General features: G+C 42.1%; 17 protein-coding genes and 1 tRNA gene. 15 read left to right on the top strand and 3 right to left on the bottom strand.

Going from position 1 to position 17979, the window contains the following annotated elements; translation table 11 throughout:
- The first annotated feature begins 76 nt into the window (after nucleotides 1–76).
- The 3 genes from pyrC to GNIT_RS14525 all read left to right on the top strand — a co-directional run bounded on the left by pyrC (nucleotide 77) and on the right by GNIT_RS14525 (nucleotide 2864).
- Nucleotides 77–1171, top strand: coding sequence for a dihydroorotase (gene pyrC, locus GNIT_RS14535; protein ID WP_014110030.1), 1095 nt, complete (start codon nucleotides 77–79; stop codon nucleotides 1169–1171).
- Complete coding sequence (gene dbpA / locus GNIT_RS14530; protein WP_014110029.1) at nucleotides 1156–2580, top strand: ATP-dependent RNA helicase DbpA; 1425 nt, start codon at nucleotides 1156–1158, stop codon at nucleotides 2578–2580. Before pyrC ends, dbpA begins: the two co-directional genes overlap by 16 nt.
- A gap of 92 nt (nucleotides 2581–2672) precedes the next feature.
- A complete protein-coding gene (locus GNIT_RS14525) occupies nucleotides 2673–2864 on the top strand; it encodes a DUF3185 family protein (RefSeq protein WP_014110028.1) in 192 nt (63 codons plus the stop codon).
- Nucleotides 2865–2871: 7 nt separating this feature from the next.
- Here GNIT_RS14525 and GNIT_RS14520 read toward each other — a convergent pair whose 3' ends face one another.
- Nucleotides 2872–5010 (bottom strand): TonB-dependent receptor, encoded by a 2139-nt coding sequence (locus tag GNIT_RS14520; protein WP_014110026.1) that lies wholly within the window; start codon nucleotides 5008–5010, stop codon nucleotides 2872–2874.
- 126 nt (nucleotides 5011–5136) lie between these two features.
- On the opposite strand from GNIT_RS14520, the gene GNIT_RS14515 reads away from it, so the two are divergent.
- On the top strand, nucleotides 5137–5574 hold the full coding sequence (locus GNIT_RS14515) for a BlaI/MecI/CopY family transcriptional regulator (protein ID WP_014110025.1): 438 nt from the start codon (nucleotides 5137–5139) through the stop codon (nucleotides 5572–5574).
- The gene (locus GNIT_RS14510) at nucleotides 5574–6539 is read left to right on the top strand and encodes a hypothetical protein (RefSeq protein ID WP_014110024.1); all 966 of its coding nucleotides are present in this window, start codon (nucleotides 5574–5576) and stop codon (nucleotides 6537–6539) included. The genes GNIT_RS14515 and GNIT_RS14510 overlap by 1 nt, the downstream gene beginning before the upstream one ends.
- A gap of 42 nt (nucleotides 6540–6581) precedes the next feature.
- Here GNIT_RS14510 and GNIT_RS14505 read toward each other — a convergent pair whose 3' ends face one another.
- Together GNIT_RS14505 and GNIT_RS14500 are read right to left on the bottom strand one after the other, a co-directional pair.
- On the bottom strand, nucleotides 6582–7985 hold the full coding sequence (locus GNIT_RS14505; protein WP_014110023.1) for an MATE family efflux transporter: 1404 nt from the start codon (nucleotides 7983–7985) through the stop codon (nucleotides 6582–6584).
- 292 nt (nucleotides 7986–8277) lie between these two features.
- Entirely contained in the window at nucleotides 8278–10338 is a 2061-nt protein-coding gene (locus GNIT_RS14500) for a M13 family metallopeptidase (protein ID WP_041246901.1), read from the bottom strand.
- Between the two features lie 291 nt (nucleotides 10339–10629).
- Between GNIT_RS14500 and GNIT_RS14495 the strand changes: the two genes are divergently transcribed.
- The 10 genes from GNIT_RS14495 to rplL all read left to right on the top strand — a co-directional run bounded on the left by GNIT_RS14495 (nucleotide 10630) and on the right by rplL (nucleotide 17909).
- The gene (locus tag GNIT_RS14495; protein WP_014110020.1) at nucleotides 10630–11043 is read left to right on the top strand and encodes an MAPEG family protein; all 414 of its coding nucleotides are present in this window, start codon (nucleotides 10630–10632) and stop codon (nucleotides 11041–11043) included.
- A gap of 228 nt (nucleotides 11044–11271) precedes the next feature.
- Nucleotides 11272–13113: an ABC transporter ATP-binding protein gene (locus GNIT_RS14490; protein WP_014110019.1), complete on the top strand. Its 1842-nt coding sequence runs from the start codon at nucleotides 11272–11274 to the stop codon at nucleotides 13111–13113.
- A 253-nt stretch (nucleotides 13114–13366) separates the two neighbouring features.
- Nucleotides 13367–13443: transfer RNA gene (locus GNIT_RS14485), tRNA-Trp, on the top strand.
- A gap of 83 nt (nucleotides 13444–13526) precedes the next feature.
- The gene (gene secE / locus GNIT_RS14480; RefSeq protein ID WP_014110018.1) at nucleotides 13527–13904 is read left to right on the top strand and encodes a preprotein translocase subunit SecE; all 378 of its coding nucleotides are present in this window, start codon (nucleotides 13527–13529) and stop codon (nucleotides 13902–13904) included.
- A gap of 2 nt (nucleotides 13905–13906) precedes the next feature.
- Nucleotides 13907–14443 (top strand): transcription termination/antitermination protein NusG, encoded by a 537-nt coding sequence (gene nusG / locus GNIT_RS14475; RefSeq protein ID WP_014110017.1) that lies wholly within the window; start codon nucleotides 13907–13909, stop codon nucleotides 14441–14443.
- Nucleotides 14444–14638: 195 nt separating this feature from the next.
- The gene (locus tag GNIT_RS14470; RefSeq protein ID WP_041246900.1) at nucleotides 14639–15139 is read left to right on the top strand and encodes a fasciclin domain-containing protein; all 501 of its coding nucleotides are present in this window, start codon (nucleotides 14639–14641) and stop codon (nucleotides 15137–15139) included.
- Nucleotides 15140–15507: 368 nt separating this feature from the next.
- On the top strand, nucleotides 15508–15936 hold the full coding sequence (rplK, locus tag GNIT_RS14465; protein ID WP_014110015.1) for a 50S ribosomal protein L11: 429 nt from the start codon (nucleotides 15508–15510) through the stop codon (nucleotides 15934–15936).
- 4 nt (nucleotides 15937–15940) lie between these two features.
- Nucleotides 15941–16642: a 50S ribosomal protein L1 gene (gene rplA / locus GNIT_RS14460; protein ID WP_014110014.1), complete on the top strand. Its 702-nt coding sequence runs from the start codon at nucleotides 15941–15943 to the stop codon at nucleotides 16640–16642.
- 322 nt (nucleotides 16643–16964) lie between these two features.
- Nucleotides 16965–17483 (top strand): 50S ribosomal protein L10, encoded by a 519-nt coding sequence (gene rplJ, locus GNIT_RS14455; RefSeq protein ID WP_014110013.1) that lies wholly within the window; start codon nucleotides 16965–16967, stop codon nucleotides 17481–17483.
- Nucleotides 17484–17537: 54 nt separating this feature from the next.
- Nucleotides 17538–17909 (top strand): 50S ribosomal protein L7/L12, encoded by a 372-nt coding sequence (gene rplL / locus GNIT_RS14450; protein ID WP_014110012.1) that lies wholly within the window; start codon nucleotides 17538–17540, stop codon nucleotides 17907–17909.
- The last annotated feature ends 70 nt before the right edge of the window (nucleotides 17910–17979 follow it).

The raw sequence follows: 17979 nt of genomic DNA, 5'->3' as shown, positions 1-17979 counted from the left end.
TTTACGGCTCCTTTTATGACACCTTTTGTTTATTCTTTTTTGAACCTTTTTTACACTTATGCATGGTGGATTTGGCATGACTACATCGCTTACTATTCAAACCCCTGATGACTGGCATTTACATTTTCGTGACGGCGAAATGTTAAAAGAAACGGTGCCTGCAACCGCACGTTGCTTTAAACGTGCCATCGCAATGCCTAATTTGGTTCCACCGGTAACCACAACACAAATGGCCCTAGCGTATAAGCAGCGCATTTTGGATGCCGTACCTCAAGGTGTTGAATTTGAGCCATTGGTTACCTTGTTTCTGACCAACCAAACTACTGCGCAAGAAATTAAAGATGCTAAAGCAGCGGGTATTGTTGCATCGAAACTATACCCTGCTGGGGCGACAACCAATTCAGATGCTGCAGTCAAAGGCATAAAGGCGCTTTATCCCGTTTTTGAAGCAATGCAACAAGTCGGTATGCTGCTGCTAATTCACGGTGAAGTAACCGAAGCGCATATTGACATTTTCGATCGTGAAAAAGCATTTATCGACACCTATTTGCGTGACATCGTAAACGATTTTCCAAACTTAAAAATTGTGTTTGAACATATCACAACCAAAGACGCGGTGGATTTTGTGCTGGAATCTTCAGATAACGTGGCGGCAACAATTACGCCCCAACATTTACTGCTAAATCGTAATGATTTATTAGTGGGAGGTATAAGACCTCACAACTACTGTCTGCCTGTATTGAAGCGCAACACTCATCAGCAAGCACTGAGAGCGGTGGTTGCGTCAGGCTCGAAAAAATTCTTCCTAGGCACAGATTCAGCGCCACACGAAAAGCATAAAAAAGAAAATGCCTGTGGTTGCGCCGGTTGCTACAGCGCGTGGAGCGCAATTGAGTTGTACGCGCAGGTATTTGAAGACCTTAATGCAATAGACAAGCTCGAAGGCTTTGCCAGCCATTACGGTCCGGATTTTTATGGAATGCCGCGTAACAGTGGCACCATCACATTAAACAAACAAAGCTGGGAAGTTCCTAGCAATATTAAATTACCGACATTTGATGACACCTTCGATCGGACTCTTGATAAATCTTCTGAAAGATCTCTCGACAGCTCCCGCGATGAAATAGTGCCATTTTTTGCAGGTGAAACCCTACAATGGAAATTAGCATGACATCAACTGACGCAAACAGCGCCACTTCATTTTCTAGCTTAGGTTTATCTGAACCTTTGATGGAAGCTCTAAATGCAATTGAGTTTACGCACATGACGCAAACTCAACAGGCCTGCTTACCAGATGTGTTGGCAGGAGCTGATGTTGCGGTGCAGGCGAAAACAGGCAGTGGTAAAACACTTGCATTTGGACTAGCGCTGTTAAGTAAAATTGATGTTGAAGCGAAAAATCCACAGTGCCTCATTATGTGTCCAACGCGTGAGCTGGCCGAACAAGTTGCCGAGCAAATTCGCTTGTTGGCAAAACGTATGGCTAATTTGAAAGTGGTTTCATTAGTTGGCGGTATGCCAATGGGACCGCAAATTGTGTCATTGCGCTACGGTGCAAATGTGGTGGTTGGCACCCCTGGCCGCATTATGGACCATATAGGTAAGCGCACATTAAGTTTAAAAAAAGTGAATTGCTTTGTGCTTGATGAAGCTGATCGCATGCTCGATATGGGCTTTGAAGATGAGATGCGGGTGGTGATGCACCATCTTTCGCAAACTGCCTTGGCGTCGACACGACAAACTTTGTTATTTTCAGCTACTTTCCCAGATCAAATCAAAAGTATTACGGATCAGTATCAGCGCAATGCAAAGATCATTAAAGTTGAAGACGGGCAGTCTGCGCCGAATATCGAACAACAGGCTTATCGTATAAGTAATGAGCACCGGACTCAGGCCGTTGCAGCATTGCTTACACATCATCAAATTGAATCAACGATTGTGTTTTGCCGCACTCGACGCGAAACCAAAGAACTCAGCGATGAATTATATCAAATGGGCTTTACTGCTGTAGGGTTGCACGGTGATCTAGAACAGTCGGAGCGCAGTCAAGTACTTGCTCGATTTGCGAATAAAACGGTGAGCGTGTTAGTTGCAACTGACGTTGCTGCGCGCGGGCTTGATATAGAGCGCGTCGATTTAGTCATTAATCACAGGGTTAGTGAAGATATCGATACTCACACACATCGAATTGGACGCACAGGCCGAGCAGAAGAAAAAGGCTTAGCAATCACCTTAATCGATGATAACGAAGAAGGTAAGCTAGACGAAATAGCGGCAAAAACAGATGCTAAAATTAGTAAACTCCATATTCAAGGTGTGCGCTTTCATGCAAACCGTATAAGAGAGCCTGAGTTTGTTTGTATTGCAGTTGATGGTGGTAAACGAGATAAGCTGCGTCCAGGGGATATTTTGGGAGCATTAACCAAAGAGGCCGAGATACCGGGAGAGGATATAGGAAAGATTTCTATTTCCGCTCGGCATACTTACATTGCCATAAAAGCCAGAAGCGTGAAACGCGCATTAAGCCAGTTTCGTGAGCGTCGTATCAAAGGAAAGCGCTTTAAAGCAAGAAAGCTCTAGTCCGATAGGGAAGCGCTTTTATTTGGGTAATTTGACTTTTTTGCGTATATTGAGACAGTACCCAATTCAATAATAATAAGTAAGGAAACACCATGAACAATAAATTGCTTGGCATCATCTTAATCATAATAGGCACGGCTCTATGTATTTGGGGCTATGATGTTTATGACTCCGCTGGTTCGCAAATTGAGCGTACTTTCAGTGGCGATACGCCGATGGAAGCTTGGTTAGGTTTAATCGGCGGCGCTGTCTGTATCGTCCTTGGTATCTTTCGGCTTAAATAATTCTTCATTAAAACGAGTATGCTAGCGATAATCTAAATGTACGTGGCTCCAACACGTGATAGTGAATATCTTCAATGCCGTCGCTAGCAGATTCATTTGCTAGGCGACTGGCATAGAAATAATCAATATCGTGGTCGTCGCTGTCAAATGCATTCAATATATCTAGCTTCAGCGTCAACTTAGAGTCAAAGCGATAACCCAAGTTAAGATTTACAATTTGTGTGCTGTCGGAATAAACGCTGCGATCTTCGACCAGTGGGCGCTTTCCAAAATAGCGATAGCGAAGACTGGCAAACCAGCTTTCCTGCTGCCATGTTACACCGCTCTGAACTACCTGTTTTATTGCTCCCGGTATTGCGTTCTCCGCAGCAGGTAACTCTGAAAACTCAGCGTCTGTATATGCATATTCAAGATCTAAAGTTAAGGCTTTGGTTAAGCGATAATAAGCGCTAAGTTCAAGACCTTTGCGCGTTGATTCAAAACTGGCTTCAGTATTTCCAGCATCTCCTACGAATACTAACTCACTGTCTAAGGTCAATGCCCATAAGGATATCGAGGCGTTTAGTTTATCCTCGATAGTGGTGCGTATACCAATTTCGTAGCCTAAAGAACCTACTAAGGGTTCGACTGGTTGTATGCTGTTGCCCGACGCGGGGTCAACTTGATCTATTGTGCCGCGAGCATCATTGGAATGAAAACCTTGACCAATTGAAGCATATCCTTCAAGACGATCGTTAAACGTATATATAGCGCTGCCTTTTAGTGATAGCTTACTGTCGTTTTCCGTTCCTTTATTCCCATTTAAATCAACGCCGTTAATATTAGCTGCAACTAAGCTATCCACGTCGAAATTATAATAATCAAATCGTGCGCCCAAACTCGTGCGAAATGACTTGTTCCAAGTCATTTCGTTTTCCCAAAAGAGACCACTGCTTCCTTCGTCAACTTGGTCGCTGCGTACCACTCCAAAACGCTGTCTTGCTTGTGTTGAATACAAACCCACTTCATTAATCTTGTCATATCTCAACTGCACACCGACGGTATTTGATACCTCGTACTCACCCCAGTTACCGTGTTGCGTGTATTGAAGGTGACCACCAAAGATTTTTCGATCGTCTACTTGCTCGAATTGATCGCCACGGGTTGGTCTATCAAGAAAATACGTAAAATTTGACCATAGTTGAAGATCATAGTCGATTGCATAAAAAGCCATGGAAATATTGTCGGTTTGCCATTGTGTATTAATACTATAACGACTGCTTTGCCCTCCCAGCGTTGTATCTAAGGAGCCAAGTTCATCTATAATGCCTTGCAGAACAGCTCGCTCGGGTATTTGATCTGCGCTGTTCCACTTGTTGTCGTAGGCCATTAGACTCACATTTAATTGTCCTTCAAATAATTTTTGATCGTATTTGGCAAATACATTTATTTTGTTTAAGTCTTCTTCAATATCAGTCCAAGGACCATCATTTTGGTTTATTTCTACTGCATAATTAAGCGAACCTTGGTGCATGTTAACGCCATTCATAAGCAAGTACCGTTGGTAATTATGCTCACCGAGTGTGGCGGATATCTGGCCGTTTTGCTGTCCTGACACAGTATTAAATTCCGCACTGCCGGCACCGCTGAAATCTCCAACATCAGCGTAGTAAGCTCCTTTTTTGTAGTTAAGTGTTTGCACTGTTTCAGGAATGATAAAATTTAAATCGGTATAGCCTTGTCCATGCCCATGGCTTCGCATATTTATTGGCATACCGTCAATTGACGAAGCAAAATCAGTACCGTGGTCAAGATTAAAGCCTCGTAAAAAATACTGGTTAGCTTTCCCCGTTCCACTATGTTGCGTGACCACCATGCCAGGTACTAATTCTAATATTTCGCCCGTGCGTAGCATTGGCCGACTGGCTATTTCAAATTGTCCGACTACCCCTTCTGAAGCGGATATTGCCTCTCCTAAAAGGTTGACTGAACGGCCCTCAATGACAATTTTTTCAATTGTTGATTCTGTGTTGGCATCTGCGATCAGTTCCGGGCTTGGCTTAGTATCGCTAGAGGCATTCGCATAAAAAGCGAGAGATAAAAAAAGCGCTGCAACAACGAATTTGAAAGCTGCTGTTCGTGTTTTAGTTTTTTTATAGAAGTACATTTGGTCACCTTTTTTAATAAATTTGCATCTAGTAGCGGGTCTGAGGCGTTTATTAAATAACATGACAAAACAACCGATAAGGCCTCGGTTTAAACTTTCTACAAATTAGAAAATGGACTCCTTACTATGCGAACGTCAAAAAAAGAAAAACTTAAACCGCCAATGTTAGGTCGGCGTGAAATACAAACATTGGATTTGTTTTGGCGACAAGAGGATCTTAGTTTAACGGCTCAAAATATTCGGGATCTTTTGGAAGGTGAACAAAGCAGCAGTATTAAACTTATATCGATTAATACGATCCAAAGCACTATTGAGCGCTTGTGGCGCAAAGGCTTGCTAACTCGAAGTAAAATGGGCAAAGCTTATATTTATGCTTCGCGCTACTCTAAGGAAGAGGTTATCAGCAGTCTACTATCTGAAATTCGTGACGAAATGGGACAGGGTGATGAGTTAGTGATGCTATCAGGCATTATGACCTACCTAAACAATTGGAATAGTGAACTGGGTAGTCGAGTGTTAGCTCTAGTTAATGAACACGCAGATACTAATAAGTTGGGGATTTAATGGCACACGTATTTGCTACATTATCAGTGACCTTAATGTTGATTTTATTGACGCTTGTTTTTTATGTTTTGGTATCAAGACTATACGCTTTCATTTACCGTTGGATGCGAGAAACAATATTAAAAGCTGCGGCTAAGAGAAGGGCTTTGCTCCTCTTATCGTTAGCACTTGGGGCGCCTATTATTGGTCTTGTCAGTGTCTTTGCATTTATTTTACCGAGCTTCTTTGCTTTCCCTAGCCTTTATGAACATTGCCATGTGAGCGTTTGTGGACCTCATGTTCCAGATTACTTTCAGTCGTCTAATTATATTTTCGCGCTAGCAGCGCTTGTTTCAACACTGGTGGGGTTTTCTCTATTTGTTTTTTTCAGGCAGCAGCGGCGCTTAGAAAATCAAATACAGTGTTTAATCGAATTACTATGTAACGAACAAAGTGTTCATAACGACTATCTTCACACTATAAATTCAGAATATCCTTTGCTAATGAATGCAGGCTTAATTAGCCCTCGGATTATTATGTCCAGCAAAACGAAGTCACAACTTGGAGCAGAGGCCTTACAATTAATTCTGATGTATGAATTGATTCGCTGCAAGCGCTACGACAATTTGCGCAGCATGATTGGTAAAATTTTTACGATAATTTGGCCCAACAGCGTCAGGAAAATCTTTCTTAAAGATTTAAGCAACGCTAATCACGAAGTGGCGCGCCAAATATTAAGCAAAAAAAAGAATAATTTACACAATTTGCAGTGCCTACCAGAGCCTCAAGAGATTAGCGGTTTACCCATTTATGTGAGGCAACTAATAAAGAGTTATGCAAATGAGCAAGAACAAGAACAAAAACAAAAACCAGCGCACTCGATTCTGCTCAACCCAGTAAGCTTTATGCTTTTTACGGTGCATTATTTGTTACTCATGATTGCCTTGACGAGCTTAACCCACTATTTATCTGATGTTTTTTTATAAATTGCCGCTAGTCTTGAAGTTTATAAAAACGATTTTAATAATTTATGAGCTTAACAAATTGAGCGTCCAATCAGGGTGACAGTCTTCTTGTTTAGCTTTTTTAAGCCAAAGTAGTGTGTAACCGGCTACCAAGAAACCGGATACTAAATTTGCTATGGCGATAGCAATATAAACCCACTTTTCATCGAACCAGATAGAAGCAGCTAAACTCAAAGGCACATACAAAGCAAATGTTCGTACCGCGTAATAATTAAATCCGGTGACCGACTTGCCTAAAGAGTTAAACGCTGCAGAAGATACTATTATCCAACCGTAACCAACCAAACTTACCGCAACGATATATAAATAATCCGTGGATTTGGCTGCGACACTTTCACTTGAAGCTAAAAGTGAGGAAAACTGATCTGCAAAACCATAAAACAAAGCAATAATTACTAACGACCAAAGCACACAAATAAGATAGCAGTATTTAAGTGTCTGTATTACTCGATGCTTGTTTCCTGCTCCCCAGTTTTGGCCTGCGATTGGACCTATCGAAGCAGACAGGGCTAACATAGGAATGCACGCAAATGACTCTATCCTTGTAGCGACACCAAACGCGGCTACTGTATCGTCGCCATATCCTGCGATAATGGCAGTAACAATTCCGATCCCAATTGGATTAATAACGCTTCCTGCGCCAGCTGGTAGAGCGATTTTCAGCACAGACTTACAAGAATCGATAAACACTTGGTATTCGGGTTTAGATACTTGGATAATTTCTTCGCGATAAATAGCAACATACAGTGCGAGGATGAAGGTAACTATGCGCGCTATCATCGTGCTGATTGCGGCACCTTCAATATTCATTGCTGGTATTGGACCGAAGCCAAATATCAAGACGGGAGTGAGAGCAATATTCACTGCTGCAGCAAAAAACATGATAATGCTTGGCCAAAGTGCATTGCCAACGGATCTAATAATTGCGTTAGCCACAATAGGAATGACGAGAAATGGCATTGAAATATACCAAATTTCCATATACTGAATAATGTATTTTAAGACGTCACCAGAAGCGCCAAGTAGCTTAAATAGTGGTGTAATCGTAAAGTATCCAATAGCTGAAATGAGAACGACGAGTAAGCTGGCGAGCAGCAAACTGTCTGTCGATAAACGTTTGGCGTGCGACCTGTTATCCGCGCCTATTGCTCTTGAAACTACCGAAGAAGCGCCGGCACCAAGTCCACTTGATAAACTCGCAATTGCCATAGTGACTGGGAAAGTAAAGGAAAGAGCCGCTAATTGTGCTGTGCCTAATTTACCGACAAAATAGGTATCAACGAGAGATATTGAAAACACAGCAACGATGCCAAAAATCATGGGCATCGCTAGTCTTGAAATAATAGGTAAAACAGGGCCTTCTACTAAGCTATTTTTATCTTCTTTTTTTTCTGATGCTTCGGTCAAAATCGTCCTCAGTAAATCTAATAGGATGGCGAAAAGCCAATGTTCCTCTAGAGCTTTATTTTATTGCGTTCTGATTAATTTCGTATGTTGTTTACGTGAGCAAGCAGAGAAAAGACTAAGTAAGCGATAAAGTTCTTAATGAAGTATCACTAAACAAAATGCCCTTTATAAAAAAAGCTCTCAAAAAAATTATGAAAAAAAAAGGGACCTAAAAATAGATCCCCTTGTTATCTCCTTTGCACTAGGACTGCAGTCTATTTGCTATCAGACAGCTGACACTAGCAACAAAAAGCTACCAAATTTTTACGCGATCTTCTTCAGGAAGATACAATGCATCAGTTGGTTTTACGTCAAATGCGCTATAGAACTCTGGCACGTTGCGAACCGAACCATTAGCTCTGTATTGAGCAGGTGAGTGCGGGTCAGTATTGATTTGGCTTTTCAATGCCTCATCGCGGTACTTTCCAGCCCACACTTGACCGAAACCAAGGAACACTCGCTGCTCACCCGTAAAGCCATCTAAGACAGGTGATGGTTCACCATTCAAGGACATTTGGTAGGCTTTAAGCGCAATACTAATGCCGCCAAGATCACCGATGTTCTCGCCTAATGTAAATTCACCATTAACGAAAACACCTTCCAGCGGCTCAAATGCATTGTATTGCGTGACAAGTTTGCCAGTTCTACTCTTAAACTCTTCACGATCAGCATCAGTCCACCAATTACGCAATACGCCGTCACCGTCAAATGTGCTGCCTGAGTCATCAAAACCGTGGCCAATTTCATGACCAATAACCGCACCGATACCACCGTAATTCACTGCGTCTTCTGCTTCTAAATCAAAAAACGGAGGCTGTAATATTGCAGCAGGGAATACAATTTCATTTGCAGAGGGATTGTAATAGGCGTTGACCGTTTGTGGTGTCATACCCCATTCAGTTTTATCGACAGGCTTGCCTTGTTTCGCTAACTCTTCAGCATAAGCTACTTCTGAGGCATTACGCATGTTGCCAAAAAGATCTTTGTCAGATACTTGCAGAGCAGAATAGTCTTTCCATTTGTCTGGGTAACCAATCTTGACGGTGAATTTAGACAATTTATCTAGAGCTTGAATGCGTGTTTCTTCTGTCATCCAATCGAGTTCTTTAATGCTGACTTCGTAAGCTGAAATAAGGTTGTCGACCATTACCTGCATGCGTTGTTTGGCTTCAGGCGGGAAGTGCTGCTTAACATAAACTTTACCAATAACTTCACCTAATGTGCCGTTCAGCAAACCGGTTGCACGACGCCACATTGGACGCTGCTCTTCTACGCCGTAAAGAACCGTGCTGTAAAAGTCAAAATTGGCTTTGTCCATTGCCATGTCCAATGAGCCAGCGGAAGAGTTAATTACGCCCCATTGTAAGAATGACTTCCAGTCGTCTAATGACGTTTCGGCAATCACTTTGTCGATGCCTGCTAGAAAGTCGTTCTGCATGATGATCATGCTTTCAGGCATATCGAAGCCAGTCGCTTTTACAAACGTATCCCAGTTGAAGTTAGGCATGAGCGCTTTTAATTCATCCATGCTCAACTTACTGTAGTTTTCTGCCCAGTTTCTTGCTTGCTCTTTCTTCATGTGTTCGTTAGCTATTTTAGTTTCAAGGGCTAACAACATTTCTGCAGTTTTAGCACCGTTGTCTAAACCAGCAAGCGTAAACATTTTTTCAATATGAGCCTGATAAGCGGCTAGAATTTTCTTACCGTCTTCATCATCTTTAAAATAATACTCTCGGTCAGGTAAACCGATACCTGCTTGCCATGCATAAAGTGCATATTCATTGGGTGATTTAAAATCCGCATATTGGAAGAAACTAACAGGTGTGCCGTAGCCATATTTAATTGAATACGCAAAGTACTCAACGAGCTGGTCATAGTTGGAGATGCTCGCAATTTTATCAAACTCTGCTTTGAGTGGTTTAACACCTACTTCATTGCGGTTGTCTATGTCCATATATGAGCTGTACATATCGCCCACTTTTTGTTCATCAGAACCTGCAGGGTAGTCACCTTGTGACGCGGTATCGATAATCGCTTTGACATCATCTTGGGCTTCGTCAGCTAGAATTGCAAAGCTACCGTAAGAAGCTTTGTCTGCTGGAATCTCAATTGTTTTTAACCAAGTGCCATTCACATAGTTGAAGAAGTTGTCACCCGGCTGAACGCTCAAGTCCATGTTTTGGGTAAGAATACCGGATTTCAAGGCTACTTTTTGCTCAGCAGCTACTGCTGGCGCTGTTTCTGTTGTTTGTTGAGCAGGAGTACAAGCGCCAACGGCAATTGCTATACTGACGGCTAGTAAGGCCTTTTTAATATGCATCATCTATTCTTTCCTATATTTCGGTTTTTTTAACATTGATAACCTTATAGCCAAAGTAAAAAGAATCAACAACAAACGTGAAATTGAAATAACTTGTAACATTAAACTGGTCCGCGAATATCATATGTAATGAAGGATTAGCCTCGACCTCAGCGGTTTTGTTAATAGCCTCTGTTATTAATATTGTGAATTATGCAAGAAAACGCTACTTTCGCATTGGGCTACTTTTTTTGTACATACATATAGTAAGTCAAAATTAATAAATTTAATGAAAAAGGAATAACAGTGAACGCATCAATTATTGGTTTATTAGGCTATATAAGTTGGATTTTAGTGTTGCTACTAGCACTAGCGTCGTACCGCACTTATTTAACGCAAAGCGGCAAATTTGAAGGGCTGAAGTTTAAGTCTGACGGTTCAGACGTACCGGATTTGGGCGCTCGAATAACGCGTGCACAAGCAAATTGCGTTGAATGTTTTAGTTTTATTGGTGGCGTCCTTTTATTAGCCATTGCAACTGACTCTACCGCAATAACCAACGGACTTGCCTACATATTATTTGCAGCAAGATTGGGCCAATCAATCGTGCATTTAGTATCAACTTCGAACTTAGCGATTCAAGCTCGATTTGTTTTGTTTTTAGTTCAGTTCGGTATTGTCATCTATTGGGTAGTGAAGCTCTTCGAAAAGTTTCTTTAGTTTTTAGGCAATGCTGACCCAAGGCAGTTGTGTAGATGACAAAGATTGCTGTATTTGGGCAGCAATCTGTTTCCTTTGGTGTCATAACAACAAGATATTGATACAATAGCGCGCGACAATTCAGCGAGGGTGAAATGGCTCGCTATGACCAGCAAGGTCAACAATAATTAGTCAGCATTTATTGCTATTCAACGACTTATTCAGCATTTACTTAAATAAAGAGAAAGCATGTTTTCATTTTTTGAAAATCTAACAAAGGCGTTCCCAGAAAGTGCGCCTACGCAGCCACCCAAAAACTTCATTGCATTTTGCCGCTATTATTCTTCCGGAATGTGGACGGTACTTATTGCTGTCTCTGTTATTAGCGCAGTGGTAGCCATTTTAGAGGTGTCTTTATTTGGCTATATGGGGCAGCTTGTTGACTGGTTTGCAACTCGCGAAAAGGCGACTTTTTTGCAAGAAGAAATGAACAGCTTAATTTGGATGGGACTGGTCGTTATGGTCTTTCTGCCCGCCCTCGTTATTCTTCAATCGGCACTGACTCATCAATCTTTACTGGGTAATTTCCCGATGCGTATTCGCTGGCAGGCGCATCGCTATCTGTTAGGTCAAAGCCTGTCATTTTATCAGGACGAATTTGCTGGGCGGGTAGCAACAAAGGTTATGCAAACCGCACTGTCTGTGCGCGAAACCGTCATGAAAATCATGAATCTTGCAGTATACATCTGCGTGTATTTCATCAGTATTATTGTATTAGTTTTTTCTACGGATTGGCGCCTAGCCGTGCCTTTACTCGTTTGGCTAGTTGTGTATGTGATTATTCTTCGGGCTATTCTTCCTAGATTGAAACATCTTTCGACGAAACAAGCGGACGCTCGCTCAATCATGACCGGCAGAATTGTTGATAGCTATACCAACATAATGACGGTAAAGCTGTTTTCTCATAACAAGCGAGAAGAGGACTATGCTCGCGAAGGGATGGATGGATTTTTACAAACGGTTTACCCACAAATGCGTCTGGTTACCGTACTGCAAGCGTGCGTTTGGACAAGTAATTCGCTGTTGGTTTTTTCAGTATCGGCATTGGCCATATATTTGTGGGTAAATGGCGTTGTTTCGCCAGGAGATATTGCGATTGCGGTGAGTTTGAGCCTGCGTTTGAACGGCATGTCACAGTGGATTATGTGGGAAATTTCAGCGTTATTTGAAAATATTGGTACCGTTCAAGACGGGATCAATACCTTGGCAATGCCAGCGACAATCGAAGATAAAAATCAGGCACCTGCTTTGGAAATGAAGGGCGGTGGTATCGAATTTAAAGACGTCAATTTTGCTTATGTAGCCAAAAATAATAAGCAAATAAATGTATTTGATCATCTTAATATAAGTATTAAACCTGGCGAAAAAGTTGGCTTGGTGGGTCGTTCAGGTGCGGGTAAGTCAACGTTAGTTAACTTGCTGCTGCGTTTCTACGATATTGACTCTGGAAAAATTGCAATTGATGGGCAAGACATTACTGCGGTGAAACAAGAAAGTCTGCGCCGGCATATTAGCATGGTGACGCAGGATACTTCATTAATGCATCGTAGCGTGCGCGATAATATTATCTATGGACGTGAAGACGCTACCGACGAAGATATGATTAAAGCGGCAAAGCAAGCCGAGGCACATGAGTTCATTCTGTCATTGAGCGATGCAAAAGGCCGAACAGGATATGATGCGCATGTCGGGGAGCGAGGGGTGAAGTTATCAGGCGGTCAAAGACAGCGAATTGCGATTGCTAGAGTCATGCTAAAAGACGCACCAATTTTGATTTTAGATGAAGCCACCTCTGCACTAGATTCAGAAGTAGAAGCAGCTATCCAGCAATGTTTAGACACAATTATGGAGCAAAAGACAGTATTGGCAATTGCCCACAGACTGTCCACTATTGCACAAATGGACCGACTCTTAGTATTAGATGCTGGCAAAGTTGTTGAGTCAGGAAGCCACAAAGAGTTGTTAGAGCATAACGGTATCTATGCCAAATTATGGGCCCATCAGACCGGTGGTTTCATTGGCGTTGACTGAAAATAATTCTATATACGCTTAAAATATCGTCATTTGCTAGTTGATATTTTGAGCGCTAACCACACATTCATCATAAGTTGACGAGGATAGCCGCAGTTATTTGCCGGATTGTGTAACTTAGCACTTGAAGGTACTTGTATAACTTGCTTGCATGAGTATAATACGGCTCCCTCCCTTATGACGCTGATGACTTCCTTCCAAGAACACAACATCACAAGGGAAATGTAACTGAAAAAATGTATCGTACGGATTTAGGGGTGTAGTTCCAATTGGTAGAACAGCGGTCTCCAAAACCGATGGCTGGGGGTTCGAGTCCCTCCACCCCTGCCACTTTTTATAGTGGTGTAGGTCCGGCGTAACGATTTAATTAATAGCTCGCTTATTTTAGGCGTGGCTAGTTTAGGGTAACACTGATGAGTGATAAGGCAGAAAACGCGTCTAACCCGTTAGACATGGTCAAATGGATTATAGTGATCGCCCTTTTAGGTGGTTTGGTTTACGCATACAGTGCATATGAAGAAATTTCGGTGTTATACAGAGCGCTTGCTGCTGTTGGGATCGTCGTCGTTTCTTTAGGTATTGCTGCGACAACGCAAAAAGGCAGTGATTTCTTCGTTTTTGCCAAAGATGCGCGCACTGAAGTACGCAAGGTTATATGGCCGAGCCGCAGTGAAGCAAACCGAATGACGCTTATTATTCTTCTGGCTACCGCGGTTGTTGGTGTGATGTTATATTTTATTGACATGATATTGGTCTGGGTAATCGGCTTAATTACTAACATCGGAGTGTAAACATGTCTGACAAGAAATGGTACGTAGTACAAGCATTCTCGCAATACGAAGGTCGTGTTCAAAAGACATTGCTTGAGTACATCAAAATGCACGGCATGGAAGACTACTTCGGTGAAATTCTTGTTCCTACTGAAGAAGTCGTTGAAATGCGCGCTGGTCAAAAGCGTAAGTCTGAGCGTAAATTTTTTCCAGGCTATGTATTAGTCGAAATGGAAATGAATGAAGACTCTTGGCACTTAGTGAAAAGTATTCCTCGTGTTCTTGGTTTTATCGGTGGAACTTCAGATCGCCCAATGCCAATTACTCAGAAAGAAGCCGACGCTATATTAAATCGCCTACAAGAAGGCGTTGATAAGCCAAGACCAAAAACATTGTTCGAACCAGGTGAAGTTGTTCGTGTTACCGACGGTCCATTTGCAGACTTCAATGGTGTGGTAGAAGAAGTAGACTACGAGAAGAGCCGCTTGAAAGTATCAGTATTGATATTCGGTCGCTCAACGCCAGTCGAGCTGGAATTTGGCCAGGTCGAAAAAGGCTAAGTCTTTTTTAAACAGTATTAATTACGAAATCCAGCTGATTAGCTGGATTTTTTTTGTCTGTTGATCACTGCTGCATTATTAAATAAATGTAATTAAGCATCCATTTGTATCCTTGAATTGTAAGTATATGCAGAAGTACGAATTGTCGTGCTCGAATTAACTACAACGTTACATTAAGGATGAATTATGAAAAGCATGTTTATTAAAGCAACTAAATTGGTTTCGGCAGTTGTTTTGACTGTTGTGTTCTCTGCAAGCGTGTTGGCTAACCATCACGGAAGTAAGATGGACATCGTAGATACCGCAGCAAGCAACAGCGACTTCTCTACACTTGTTGCAGCGGTGAAAGCTGCTGGTTTAGTAGATGCACTAAAAGGTGAAGGTCCGTTAACTGTATTCGCTCCAACTAACGAAGCGTTTGCAAAGCTGCCAGCGGGAACAGTTGAATCACTACTATTACCAGAAAATAAAGACAAGCTAGTGCAAATATTGACTTACCATGTTGTCGCTGGAAAAGTAATGGCTGCTGACGTGGTCAAAGTAGATTCTGCGAAGACCTTAGAAGGTTCAAGCGTCACGGTAACCGTTGCAAACGGCGGCGTTAAAATTGATAACGCTAACGTTATCAAAACAGATATCAAAACGTCAAACGGCGTGATCCATGTAATCGATTCTGTGATTATGCCTAAAGGCTAATAAGTTGCTCAATCATAAAAACAAGGCTGCCTTTTTTGGCGGCCTTTTTTATTTTTGCGTTTATAGTTGAACCTATTCGGAATACAATGCACTAAATGGGCAATTGCTCGTTCAAAAATAAGCGCAGAATTTAGCGCAAGATTTATTGTACTAAAAGTCGCATTAAAATAATTTTAAAGCCAAAGTAATCCTAGATACACTCTTGCCTGCGGGTATTTCGGCTAATTTACAATTAACTTGAATTAGGGCTTGTGTTTACTTAGCCAAAAGCCTATACTTTGCGCCCTTTTTTATGCATCGGGAAGCCGTTTGAGAAGATATCCTCTGTATCTTCAAGGCGTTATACCCACTAATAGAGAGTAAATATAATGGCGAAGAAAGTTTCAGGCTTAATTAAGCTACAGGTGAAGGCAGGTGCTGCTAATCCAAGTCCACCAGTTGGTCCTGCATTAGGTCAACATGGTGTAAACATCATGGAATTCTGTAAGGCGTTTAACGCAAAAACAGAATCTCTTGAAAAAGGCTCTCCAGTACCAGTAGAAATTACTGTGTATGAAGATCGCTCTTTTACATTCGTAACAAAAACTCCTCCAGCAGCTTTCCTATTGTTGAAAGCGGCCGGTGTCAAGAGTGGTTCTGGTCGTCCTAACACTGAGAAAGTGGGTAAAGTTACTCGCGCTCAGTTAGAAGAGATCGCAAAGACAAAAGAACCTGATTTAACAGCGGCTAGTTTAGACGCTGCCGTAAACACCATCGCGGGTTCTGCTCGTAGCATGGGCTTGGTAGTAGAGGGTTAATCGAATGGCTAAATTATCTAAAAGAATGCGCAACATCGCTGAGAAAGTTGACGCAAGTAAAGAATACGAAATTACTGAAGCGGTAGCGCTACTCAAAGAACTAGCAACTGTTAAGTTCGCTGAGAGCATTGACGTTGCCGTTAACCTAGGTATTGATGCACGTAAATCTGACCAAAACGTTCGTGGCGCAACTGTGCTACCAAACGGAACGGGTAAAGATGTTCGCGTTGCTGTATTTACTCAAGGCGCAAACGCTGAAGCTGCTAAAGCGGCAGGTGCTGACATCGTTGGTATGGAAGACCTTGCTGAACTAGTGAAAAAAGGCGAAATGAATTTCGACGTAGTAGTTGCTAGCCCAGACGCAATGCGTGTGGTTGGTACACTAGGTCAAATCCTTGGTCCACGTGGTCTTATGCCGAACCCTAAAACGGGTACGGTTACACCAGACGTTGCTACTGCAGTTAAAAATGCAAAAGCGGGTCAGGTTAGATATCGCAACGATAAGAACGGTATCATCCACGCTAGTATTGGTAAAATTGCTTTTGAAGCAAACCAAATTCAAGAAAATCTTGAGTCTTTGCTAGAAGCATTGAAGAAAGCGAAGCCTTCTTCTGCCAAGGGTACTTATCTACAAAAAGTTAGTTTAAGCACAACAATGGGCGCTGGCGTAACATTAAACCAGAGTTCATTAAACCTTAAAGCTTAATTAACTTTTCTCTGTAAGGTTGTGGGTTGGAGTTGTTTACGCCAAAAGCGTAAGTCAACTCCCGTCCAAGACCGCAGGCGCTAGGCAGTGAAAGAGGTAAGAGAACTTTCACACACTTCTCAGGAAGCGAAATGCCAAGCTTAATACTACCTGCGCAGACGGTGGTTTCAACTCAGACTCTCTGGGAATGAACACCGTAGAGCGGTACAAGATATGCTTCAGATGATTATCATCCAGTATATCAAGTATCAATCTGTTAACACTGATGAAGGTAACAGCCGAAAGGCATTAACTTGATTCAGATTTTAAGAAGGTGAACTCAGTGGCATTAGGCTTAGCAGCAAAAAAAGAGATCGTAGCTGAAATAAATGAAGTTGCTTCTCGCGCTCTATCCGTTGCCGTCGCTGAATACCGTGGGATGGAAGTTCATGAACTGACTGACCTCCGCAATAAAGCTCGTGAGCAAGGCGTATTCCTTAAGGTAGTACGTAATACTCTAGCTAAACGTGGATTGGCAGACAGTAAATTTGCAGACATCGACAGTGCCTTAGTTGGTCCTTTAATTTATGGTTTTTCTATCGAAGCACCGGGCGGCGCAGCGCGCTTGTTCAAAGACTTCTCTAAAACTAACCCTAAGTTACAGGTAACTGCATTGTCAATTGGTAGCGGTCTACTAGGTCCAGATAAGTTGGACGCAGTAGCTTCACTACCGACCCGCGACGAAGCTCTTGCAAGATTACTTGCAACCTTCAAAGCACCTGTCGAGAAATTCGTTCGCACTATCAACGAAGTTCCAGGCAAGTTTGTGCGCGTATTGGCGGCGATCAAAGAAGAAAAATAATTTTCTTTTTTGGCATTATAATTTTTAACATTACAAACCCAGGAGTTTAGAGAAATGGCTCTATCCAAAGACGATATATTAAACGCAATCGCAGAAATGCCAGTTATGGAATTGGTAGAACTGATCGAAGCGGCAGAAGAAAAATTCAACGTATCTGCAGCAGCAGCAGTAGCAGTAGCTGGTCCAGCTGCAGCGGCTGAAGCTGTTGAAGAACAAACTGAATTTGACGTAATTCTTACTTCATTCGGTGCTAACAAAGTTGCTGTTATCAAAGCAGTACGTAGCGCAACTGGTCTTGGCTTGAAAGAAGCTAAAGATGTAGTTGAGTCTGCACCTAAAGCAATTAAAGAAGGCGTGTCGAAAGGCGAAGCTGAAGAATTGCAAAAAGCACTAACAGAAGCTGGTGCTGAAGTAGAAGTTAAGTAATTAGTATTTTTAATTACTGGCCTTAACAGGCTCAGGCAGGTGATTTTTAATCACCTGCCTTTTTGCGCTG

Source organism: Glaciecola nitratireducens FR1064 (genome assembly GCF_000226565.1).
Taxonomy (GTDB): Bacteria; Pseudomonadota; Gammaproteobacteria; order Enterobacterales; family Alteromonadaceae; genus Glaciecola; species Glaciecola nitratireducens.
The sequence above is the reverse complement of the archived record's forward strand: the minus strand, read 5'-3'. Positions and strand labels throughout refer to the sequence as shown.

Excerpts from the sequence above, each read along its gene's own strand:
- nusG (WP_014110017.1), top strand. The coding sequence starts at position 13,907 with ATGTCTGACAAGAAATGGTACGTAGTACAAGCATTCTCGCAATACGAA.
- rplL (WP_014110012.1), top strand. The coding sequence starts at position 17,538 with ATGGCTCTATCCAAAGACGATATATTAAACGCAATCGCAGAAATGCCA.
- rplA (WP_014110014.1), top strand. The coding sequence starts at position 15,941 with ATGGCTAAATTATCTAAAAGAATGCGCAACATCGCTGAGAAAGTTGAC.
- GNIT_RS14490 (WP_014110019.1), top strand. The coding sequence starts at position 11,272 with ATGTTTTCATTTTTTGAAAATCTAACAAAGGCGTTCCCAGAAAGTGCG.
- secE (WP_014110018.1), top strand. The coding sequence starts at position 13,527 with ATGAGTGATAAGGCAGAAAACGCGTCTAACCCGTTAGACATGGTCAAA.
- GNIT_RS14515 (WP_014110025.1), top strand. The coding sequence starts at position 5,137 with ATGCGAACGTCAAAAAAAGAAAAACTTAAACCGCCAATGTTAGGTCGG.
- GNIT_RS14510 (WP_014110024.1), top strand. The coding sequence starts at position 5,574 with ATGGCACACGTATTTGCTACATTATCAGTGACCTTAATGTTGATTTTA.
- GNIT_RS14525 (WP_014110028.1), top strand. The coding sequence starts at position 2,673 with ATGAACAATAAATTGCTTGGCATCATCTTAATCATAATAGGCACGGCT.
- GNIT_RS14470 (WP_041246900.1), top strand. The coding sequence starts at position 14,639 with ATGTTTATTAAAGCAACTAAATTGGTTTCGGCAGTTGTTTTGACTGTT.
- GNIT_RS14520 (WP_014110026.1), bottom strand. The coding sequence starts at position 5,010 with ATGTACTTCTATAAAAAAACTAAAACACGAACAGCAGCTTTCAAATTC.
- rplK (WP_014110015.1), top strand. The coding sequence starts at position 15,508 with ATGGCGAAGAAAGTTTCAGGCTTAATTAAGCTACAGGTGAAGGCAGGT.
- pyrC (WP_014110030.1), top strand. The coding sequence starts at position 77 with ATGACTACATCGCTTACTATTCAAACCCCTGATGACTGGCATTTACAT.
- dbpA (WP_014110029.1), top strand. The coding sequence starts at position 1,156 with ATGGAAATTAGCATGACATCAACTGACGCAAACAGCGCCACTTCATTT.